Genomic DNA, 8,019 nt, shown 5'->3' with positions numbered 1-8,019 from the left:
GGCACCGTCGGAGTCGTCGGGGGCGAACACCGGCAGCGTGCAACCGGCGGTCACGATGACCGCGGCGACCAGTGCGGCCAGGACCAGGCGGGGGGCGTAGCCCTCACTGGTCTTGAGCTGGCCCCAACCCTGCAGCTCGACACCCTTGCGGCCCAGGGCGGCGTCGGTCACCGGCAACTCCATGATGCTGCCCTGATGCACGTCGCCGGCCTTGTCGCGGAAGCACGTGGCTGTCCACCTCGGGGTGGCGATGGACAGGTAGCTGTAGTCGCCGCGGCGCTCGCCGAGCACCATCTTGGCCGCGGCGAGCTCGGCCGGGGTGTAGCCGTACTCGGGCTGCAGCTTGTCCCGGACGCACTCCTGGCTCAGCTCGCGGGTGTCGCCGGCCGGCAGGGCGGCCGGAGTGGCGGTCCAGGACGCGTACGCCTGGTCGCCGCCGCCCAGGCCGGGCACGATCAGGGCGGCGCCGGTGACCGCCACGGCGGCCGCCCCGGCGAGGGCCCACCGGGTCCGGATGCCGCGGCGGGCGGTGGGCCTGGCTGCGCCCTCGGCGGTACGGGGAACAGTGACGATGTGCTCCAGCAGCGCCTGGGCCGACGCCTGCCGCACCCGTCCCCGGGTCACCGGCGTGGCCGCGGCGCGCAGCCGATTGTCGAGGTCGAGTCGGTTGTCGTTCATGAGGTGGCTCCCGGTTCGGTGGGGACGGCGGTGAGGTGTCTGCGCAGGCGGCGCCGGGCCCGCAGGAGCCGCAGGCTGAAGGCGGTGGCGGAGATGCCGAGCACCCGGGCGGCCTGCGGGCCGGTCAGGTCCTCGAACACGGTCAGGGTGAGCACCTGCTGGTCGCCCGGGCTGAGCCGGGCCCAGGCCCGGGTCAGGTCGATCCGGGCGGCGACGTCGTCGGGCGGCGCCCCGCTCTCCGCGGCGCCGGGCTCGCGCAGGATGCGCAACGCGACGGCCTGCTGACGGTTGTCGCTGCGCCGGCTGTTGCGCAGCAGGTGGTGCGCCACGGTGAACAGCCAGGCCCGGGCCTGATCCAGGCCGGGCGGGACGTCGTCGAGGCGGCGCCATGCGGTGAGGAAGACCTCGGCGACCACGTCCTCCGCGGCGAGGGCGTGGGTGCGCCGCTCGACGAAGAGGAGCAGATCGTCGTACGCGGCCTCGAACAGGGCTCGGAAGGCGGCCTCGGCGGCGGGCTCGGCACCCGTCGGAGGATCGGCCGTCATAGGGGCATGGGATCTGGTCACGTCCACTCATGTCCATCACGGGGTGGATCACTACTACTCTGCCGGCATGGTCTCGCTCATCCGCAACGTCTCGTTCGACTGCGCCGACCCGTACGCGTTGGCGGTCTTCTGGGCCGAGGTGATCGGCCACCCGGTCCACCCGGAGTGCGCACCCGGCGACGAGGAGGTCGTCATCGAGCCGCCGGGCGGGCCCCGGCTGTACTTCCAGGCGGTGCCGGAGCCCAAGCAGGTCAAGAACCGGGTGCACGTCTGCCTCGAACCGAGCGACCGGGGCCGCGACGCGGAGGTCGACCGCCTGCTGGCCCTGGGCGCGTCCGTGCTGGGCGACCACCGCACGCCCGACGGCGCCGGCTGGGTCGTGCTGCTCGACCCAGCCGGCAACGAATTCTGCGTGACCCGCTCGGCCGCGGAACGGCACGCCGCGGAGTAGGGAGAGTGTCGGAGGTGCCCGCTACGGTCGGGTGACCATCGTCGCGAAGCCTGGGGGGGCCGCAGTGGGAGCGTCGGACGGCAGCTTGCGTGGAGCGACCTTTGACCACAGCGATCTGGCTGGTGCCCGGTTCCTCCTGGCCGACCTGACCGGGGCGCGCTTCGAGCAGGCCGATCTGAGCCGGGTGGTGATGCGCGGGGTGGAACTGCGCGACGCGGAGATCTCCGGTGACGTTTCGGGCCTGTCCGTCAACGGCGTGGCGGTCGGGCCGCTGATCGAGGCCGAGCTGGACCGGCGGCAACCGGAACGGGTCAAGATGCGGCCCGACGACCCGGCGGGTTTCCGGGACGCGTGGGAGCTCGTGCAGCAGCGGTGGGACGAGACCGTGGCGCGGGCCCGGCGGCTCGACCCAGCGCTGCTGCACGAGTCGGTGGACGGTGAGTGGTCCTTCATCCAGACGCTGCGCCACCTGGTGTTCGCCACCGACGCCTGGGTGGCCCGGGTGATGCTGGGCGACCCGCGCCCGTGGGATCCGCTGGATCTGCCGTTCGACCAGCTCCGGGATCCTCCGGCCGGGTTGCGCGAGCGGAACGCGCGCCCGTCGCTGGACGAGGTTCTGGCGCTGCGGGCGGACCGGACGGCCACCGTGCGCCGGGTCCTCGACGGGTTGACCGACGAGTCACTGGCCGCGAGCACCACACCCGTCGAGGGCGCCGGCTGGCCCGCACCGGACAGCTATCCGGTGCGGGAGTGCCTCTTGTGCATTCTCAACGAGGAGTGGGAACACCGCCTGTTCGCCGAACGCGACCTGAGCGTCCTGGCGGCCCGATCCCGGTAGGCCGGCCTGCTCAGCGGTACGCCGAGATGGTCACCGGCCGGTAGCCCGCCTCCTTCTGCTGGGCCCAGCGCGGCTGGTACGTGTAGAAGTTCCAGGTGCTGAACGAGCGGGTCGGCGGTCCGTCGTCCCGGGTGGCGACCGCCGCCCAGCGCACCGCCGGCCCCACGGTGTAGACGTCCTTGTCGGTCAGCCGGAAGCCGTCGGCCGCCGCCGCGTCGAACCAGGCCTGGTACGCCGCCGCCGTCGCGCCGTGGATCGCCCGGTACGGGGTCGCCGTGTGCGCCCCGCCGGTCGTGCCCGGGTCGGCCAGCCAGACCGCCGCGTAGCGGGCCTGCCCGGCCAGCTCGTAGCCGTCCACCGAGATCAGGCGGTAGCCCTTGGCGTCGTACTCGTCGGCGTGCTGCTGGTATTCGGCGCCGGTCATCCGGATGTGGCTGATCCAGGACCGCTTGTCCGGGTTGGCCGTCCAGACCGAGGCGTAGCGCGGTTCGCCGTCGTCGAGCCAGCCGGAGACCTTGGTCATCCGGTAGCCGGCCTGGCTCAGCTCGTCGAAGCGGGTGGTGAAGGCGGCGAACGTCTGCCCGTGGGTGGCGGCCCAGGGCGTGCCGTCGGTGTTGCGGACCCAGGTGCTGGCGTAGGTCGTACCGGTGTCACCGCGGTGGCCGTTGACGTCGACGAGCCGGAAGCCGTCGGCCTTGGTCGCGTCGACCAGGGCCTGGTAGCCGGCGGCCGGGGTCGCGTGGTGCGAGCGCCAGTCACGCCCGTCGCGTTCCCAGATGGTCGAGTAGTACGGGCCCTGGGCCAGGAAGTCGTCGGCGGCCCGGCACAGCCGTTGCTCGGCGGCGGCCCAGTCGAAGCTGCCCCAGGCGTGCTGGTTGGTCAGCAGCACCACGTTGAGCCCGTTGACGCAGCGGGCCGCCACGGTCTGGGTCGCCGCCAGCCGGCCGTTGTGCGAGTACGCGATCTTCGTGCCGGCCGGGAAGTTCCAGTAGGTCTCGGCCGTACGCGGGGTGCCGAAGTTCCACCAGTGGGCGTAGAACGTCGCCACCGCCGAGGCGGACATGGACAGCCCGCCGTGCGCGGCCATCGACTCCAGCACCCAGCCGCCGTCGGCGTAGCAGCGCCGCTTCCCGGCCTCGCCGGCGAAGGTGCTGATCGGCACGTTGGCGTTCCAGTTCTTGTCGACGCACCAGTACGCGGGCTCACGGGTGTTCCGGGTGAGCCGCTTGGTACGCGACAGCACCACGTCGCCCGACGCGATCCCCAGCGGGGCCAGCAGCCGCTGATAGACGTAGTCGCGGTACGGCAGCTTGCCGGCCTGCTCGATCACCATTCCCAGGATCAGGTATCCCAGGTTGGAGTAGTGGTATTCGGCGCCGGGGGCCGCGTCGAGCCCGAGCCCGAGCATGAACTCGGTGAAGTCGCGCGGCGTCGGCGGCGCGTTCAGCTTGCGGGCCTGGTAGACCTCCCAGGCACGGAACAGGTAGTCGGTGGTCTTGTTGTTGTCGAATCCGCCCCGGTGCCCGACGAGGTCCTTGACCCGCAGGTCGGCGATGCGTTCGTCGAAGCCGGCGGGCAGGTCGACGGTCAGGATGCAGTTGGCCGGGCCGCCCTTCACGCAGAAGACGTAGTCGGTCTTCTCGAGCAGGCCGCGTTCGTCGAGGTCGTGGATCGCCGCGGCGGTCAGCGGCTTGGTGATGCTGGCGATGCGGAACAGCTCGTTGTCGGGTGTCACCGGGCCGAGGTCGGTGACCTTGCCGGGCGGGGCGTTGCGGGCCCACCACGGGCCGACCCGGCCGTAGCCCTGGTCGTAGATGGTGCCGCACTCGTTGGCGACGGCGAGCGACGCCGTCATGAAGCCCCAGTCCTTCATCATCGTGGTGACCTGGGTGTCGAAGCCGGCGAACCGGGACTCGGCGAAGGCCGGCACCTCGCAGTTCAGCTCGCGGTCACGGTAGAGCGGCGGTGCGGCGCCGTCGGTGAGCACGGCCGCGGGTGGTTGCCCGGCCGTCTCGGCGCGGATCGCATCCGCGCCGGCCGGCGGTGGAGTCACCTCCTCGCCGGGTCGCATCCGGTCGCCCGCCTTGTGCAGCAGGTCGCGGACGGCGGTGACCGACTGTTGGAGCCGGCCGGGATCAGGATCGTCGCGAGGAGCGGCTGGGGCCGGGGCCGCGGCGAGCCCCAGCCAGAGGATGGTCGCGGCGGCGATGGCCAGACTTCGGGTACGCATGCAGTGCCTCCTGGGTCGAAGAGCTGATTGTTCCCAGGAGGCGTACCAGGGCTGAGCAGGCAGAACGGGCGAGTTCCGCGCTGAGCGGACAGACGCCGGGGCCGGTGGTGCCGGTGACCACTGGAAGGATGAGTGGGAGAGTCACCCACATGACATCTGACGTCAACTTCTATTTCGATCCGATCTGCCCGTTCGCGTGGATGACGAGCAAGTGGATCCGGATCGTGCAGGCCCAGCGGGACTACACGGTCGACTGGCGGTTCATCTCGTTGCGTCACGTCAACGCGCATGTCGACTACGACAGCCACTTCCCCCCGGAGTACGAAGCCCAGCACATAGCCGGGCTGCGCCTCCTGCGGGTGGCTTCGGCCGTACGGGAGAAGCGCGGTCGCGACGCGGTCGGCCCGCTGTACGCGGCGTTCGGCGCCCGCATCTTCGAGACCGGCCTCGACGAGGGCCGGGCGCCCGGCTGGCAGGGCACGCCCGAGCTGGCCGCTGCCGCGCTCGCCGAGGCGGGACTGCCGGTCTCGCTGGCCGAGTTCCTCGACGACGCGTCCCGCGACCCGGAGATCCAGGCCGAGTCGGACGAGGCGCTGTCCCTGACGGGTAAGGACGTGGGCACGCCGATCGTGCACTTCGAGCCGCCCGGCGGGGTGGCGTTCTTCGGGCCGGTGATCAGCCGGCTGCCCGACGAGGACCAGGCCGCCGAGCTGTGGGACCACGTCGTCGGCCTCGCCCGGTTCCCCGGATTCGCCGAGCTCAAGCGCAGCCTGCGCGAGCAGCCGCAGCTGCCGTCGTTCGGCGTCACCGCCCAGGAGACGGGCAAGATCGAGGACTGGCACGCCGGCAGCCGGCGTCTCAAGAAGTAGGCACCTCGGAGGTCACTGGCGGTAGGTCTCGAGGAAGCGGCGCAGCCGGTCGGTGGCGTCGTCGAGCACGTCGACCGGGGCCAGGAAGACCATCCGCAGGTGGTCCGGGGTGGGCAGGTTGAAGCCGGTGCCGTGGGAGAGCAGCATCAGCTGCTGCTCCAGCAGGTCGATGATCATCTTCTGGTCGTCGCGGATCTTGTGGACCTCGGGGTCCAGCCGGGCGAAGAGGTACAGCGCGCCGGCCGGCCGGACGCAGTCCACGCCGGGGATCTCGTTGATCTTGCGCCAGGCGTGGTTGCGCTGCTCGTAGAGGCGTCCGCCCGGCCGGATCAGCGTGGTGATGCTCTGGAAGCCGCCGAGCGCGGTCTGCACGGCGTGCTGGGCCGGCACGTTCGGGCACAGCCGCATGTTGGCCAGCAGCTGCAGGCCCTCCAGGTATTCCGACGCGTGGGTGGTCGGCCCGCTGACCGCCATCCAGCCCGACCGGAAGCCGGCCGCCCGGTACGCCTTGGACAGCCCGCTCATGGTCAGCACGAGCAGGTCCGGCGCGAGCGCGGCGGCACACTCGTGCCGGGCGTCGTCGTACAGGATCTTGTCGTAGATCTCGTCCGCCAGGACCAGCAGGTTGTTGCGCCGGGCGATCTCCAGCAGGCCCAGCAGGGTCTCCCGCGAGTAGACCGCGCCGGTGGGGTTGTTCGGGTTGATGATCACGATGGCCCGGGTGCTGGGGGTGACCTGCGCGGCCACGTGCTCGAGGTCGGGTGCCCAGTCCTGGGTCTCGTCGCAGCGGTAGTGCACCGGCCGTCCGCCGCACAGCGTCACCGCGCCGGTCCACAGCGGATAGTCCGGGCTGGGCACGAGGACCTCGTCGCCGGTGTTCAGCAGCGCCTGCAGCGACATCACGATGAGCTCGGAGACGCCGTTGCCGAGGAACACGTCATCCGGCTGCACACTGGAGACCCCGAGGGTCTGGTAGTACTGCGCGACGGCGACCCGGGCGGAGTAGATGCCCCGCGCGTCGCTGTAACCCTCGGCGTCGCCCAGGTGCATCACCATGTCGGCGACGATCGGCTCCGGTGTGCTCAGTCCCCAGGGGGCCGGGTTGCCCAGGTTGAGCTTGAGGATGCGGTGCCCCGCGGCCTCGAGCTCCTGGGCGCGGCGCAGCACCGGGCCACGGATGTCGTACCGGACGTTCTTGAGCCTGCTCGCCTGCTCGACCATGCGGCCCAGCCTAAGCCTGTCTAGGCCAGGTCGGCGGCCAGCAGCTCGGGTCCGGTGACCGGTGCCACCGGCGAGGCGGCCAGGGTGAACCAGAAGACGCTGCCGCCGCCCGGGTTGGCCTCGACGCCCAGTTCGCCGCCGTGCAGGGTGACGATCTTGCGGCAGACGGCCAGGCCCAGCCCGGTGCCGGGGAAGCCCTCGGCCGCCGGAGCCCGGTGGAACGGCGCGAAGATCCGGGTGCGCTGCTCCTCCGGTACGCCGATGCCGCGGTCGGCGACCTCGACGCGGACCAGGCCGGGAGCGTGCTCGTGGGCAGCCACGGTCACCCGGGCCGCCGTGCCGTGCCGGACGAAGCGCACCGCGTTGTCGATGAGCTGGCTGAGCAGCTCACCGAGCAGGTCGGCGTCGGCGGTGACCGCGGGCAGCTCGCCCACGTCGATGCTGGGTCGTTCGCCGTCCACGTGGTCGAGGCGTGCCGCCACGACCCCCAGGGCGAGCCCGCCCGTGTCGACCGGCCCGAGCTTGAGGGCGGCGTCGTTGGTGGTCGAGTACGTCAGCAGGTCGTCGACCAGCGTCAGCATCCGGCCGGTGCTGCGCCCGATGCGGTCCAGGAAGCCGCGCGTGGCCGGGGCGAGCGAAGGGTCGCCCTCCTCCAGCAGCAGCTCGGTGAAGCCGGCGATGGTGTGCAGCGGGGCGTGCAGGTGATCGGAGGCCGCCCGGGCGAAGCCGGCCAGTTCGTCCTCCTGCTCGCGCAACCGCTGCTCGGCGGCCAGCGCCTGCTCCCGCAGCCGCTGCTGGGCCTCCTGCTCGCGGGCCAGCGCGGCCCGGTGCCGGTCGAGGTCGGCGCGGCGCTCGGCGGCGGCCCGCCGGGCCCGCGCCTCGGCCCGGGTGCGGCCCTGGTCGGCGGCCAGCAGGACCGCGGCGACCAGCATGCTGATCAGGGCGGCGCCGAGCAGGGTGAGCGGCGCGGCGGCGGTACGGGCGGCGCTGATCAACTCGGTCGTCGGGCGGACCCGTACCTGCCAGGTGTGCCCGGCGGTGGCGACGTCGACGGTACTGCCGGCGTCCCCGACCGGGTCTCCGCCCTCGGCCAGAACAGCCGCGCCGCGATCACCAGCATCGCCAGGTTCACCAGACCCGCCAGGCCCAGGGCCACCAGCGTGTCGACGCGCTGGTAGCGCAGCGCC

8 protein-coding genes and 1 pseudogene are annotated in these 8,019 nt (G+C 72.2%); 3 read left to right on the top strand and 6 right to left on the bottom strand.

The features are described 5' to 3' along the window. Together ACWEOZ_RS43875 and ACWEOZ_RS43870 are read right to left on the bottom strand one after the other, a co-directional pair. Positions 1–678: hypothetical protein (locus tag ACWEOZ_RS43875; RefSeq protein ID WP_451916601.1), on the bottom strand; the 678-nt coding region annotated here is incomplete at its 3' end. Further along, complete coding sequence (locus tag ACWEOZ_RS43870; RefSeq protein WP_451916600.1) at positions 675–1,223, bottom strand: RNA polymerase sigma factor; 549 nt, start codon at positions 1,221–1,223, stop codon at positions 675–677. The genes ACWEOZ_RS43870 and ACWEOZ_RS43875, both read right to left, overlap by 4 nt. Positions 1,224–1,290: 67 nt before the next feature. On the opposite strand from ACWEOZ_RS43870, the gene ACWEOZ_RS43865 reads away from it, so the two are divergent. Continuing rightward, complete coding sequence (locus ACWEOZ_RS43865; protein WP_451916599.1) at positions 1,291–1,674, top strand: VOC family protein; 384 nt, start codon at positions 1,291–1,293, stop codon at positions 1,672–1,674. Between the two features lie 85 nt (positions 1,675–1,759). After that, positions 1,760–2,512: a DinB family protein gene (locus tag ACWEOZ_RS43860; RefSeq protein WP_451916598.1), complete on the top strand. Its 753-nt coding sequence runs from the start codon at positions 1,760–1,762 to the stop codon at positions 2,510–2,512. Positions 2,513–2,522: 10 nt separating this feature from the next. Here ACWEOZ_RS43860 and ACWEOZ_RS43855 read toward each other — a convergent pair whose 3' ends face one another. Next, complete coding sequence (locus tag ACWEOZ_RS43855; protein ID WP_451916597.1) at positions 2,523–4,742, bottom strand: serine hydrolase; 2,220 nt, start codon at positions 4,740–4,742, stop codon at positions 2,523–2,525. Between the two features lie 149 nt (positions 4,743–4,891). Here ACWEOZ_RS43855 and ACWEOZ_RS43850 point away from each other — a divergent pair, with 149 nt between their 5' ends. Further along, positions 4,892–5,611: a mycothiol-dependent nitroreductase Rv2466c family protein gene (locus ACWEOZ_RS43850; protein ID WP_451916596.1), complete on the top strand. Its 720-nt coding sequence runs from the start codon at positions 4,892–4,894 to the stop codon at positions 5,609–5,611. 12 nt (positions 5,612–5,623) lie between these two features. Here ACWEOZ_RS43850 and ACWEOZ_RS43845 read toward each other — a convergent pair whose 3' ends face one another. The 3 genes and pseudogenes from ACWEOZ_RS43845 to ACWEOZ_RS43835 form a co-directional block, all read right to left on the bottom strand. Beyond that, on the bottom strand, positions 5,624–6,832 hold the full coding sequence (locus ACWEOZ_RS43845) for a pyridoxal phosphate-dependent aminotransferase (RefSeq protein ID WP_451916595.1): 1,209 nt from the start codon (positions 6,830–6,832) through the stop codon (positions 5,624–5,626). Between the two features lie 20 nt (positions 6,833–6,852). Continuing rightward, positions 6,853–7,827: a sensor histidine kinase gene (locus ACWEOZ_RS43840; protein WP_451916594.1), complete on the bottom strand. Its 975-nt coding sequence runs from the start codon at positions 7,825–7,827 to the stop codon at positions 6,853–6,855. Beyond that, positions 7,824–8,019 (bottom strand): annotated as a pseudogene (locus tag ACWEOZ_RS43835) (hypothetical protein); the annotation flags it as partial. The gene ACWEOZ_RS43840 and the pseudogene ACWEOZ_RS43835, both read right to left, overlap by 4 nt.

This window comes from Actinoplanes sp. NPDC004185 (genome assembly GCF_053603475.1).
The sequence above is the reverse complement of the archived record's forward strand: the minus strand, read 5'-3'. Positions and strand labels throughout refer to the sequence as shown.

Excerpts from the sequence above, each read along its gene's own strand:
- ACWEOZ_RS43870 (WP_451916600.1), bottom strand. The coding sequence starts at position 1,223 with ATGACGGCCGATCCTCCGACGGGTGCCGAGCCCGCCGCCGAGGCCGCC.
- ACWEOZ_RS43865 (WP_451916599.1), top strand. The coding sequence starts at position 1,291 with ATGGTCTCGCTCATCCGCAACGTCTCGTTCGACTGCGCCGACCCGTAC.
- ACWEOZ_RS43855 (WP_451916597.1), bottom strand. The coding sequence starts at position 4,742 with ATGCGTACCCGAAGTCTGGCCATCGCCGCCGCGACCATCCTCTGGCTG.
- ACWEOZ_RS43850 (WP_451916596.1), top strand. The coding sequence starts at position 4,892 with ATGACATCTGACGTCAACTTCTATTTCGATCCGATCTGCCCGTTCGCG.
- ACWEOZ_RS43845 (WP_451916595.1), bottom strand. The coding sequence starts at position 6,832 with ATGGTCGAGCAGGCGAGCAGGCTCAAGAACGTCCGGTACGACATCCGT.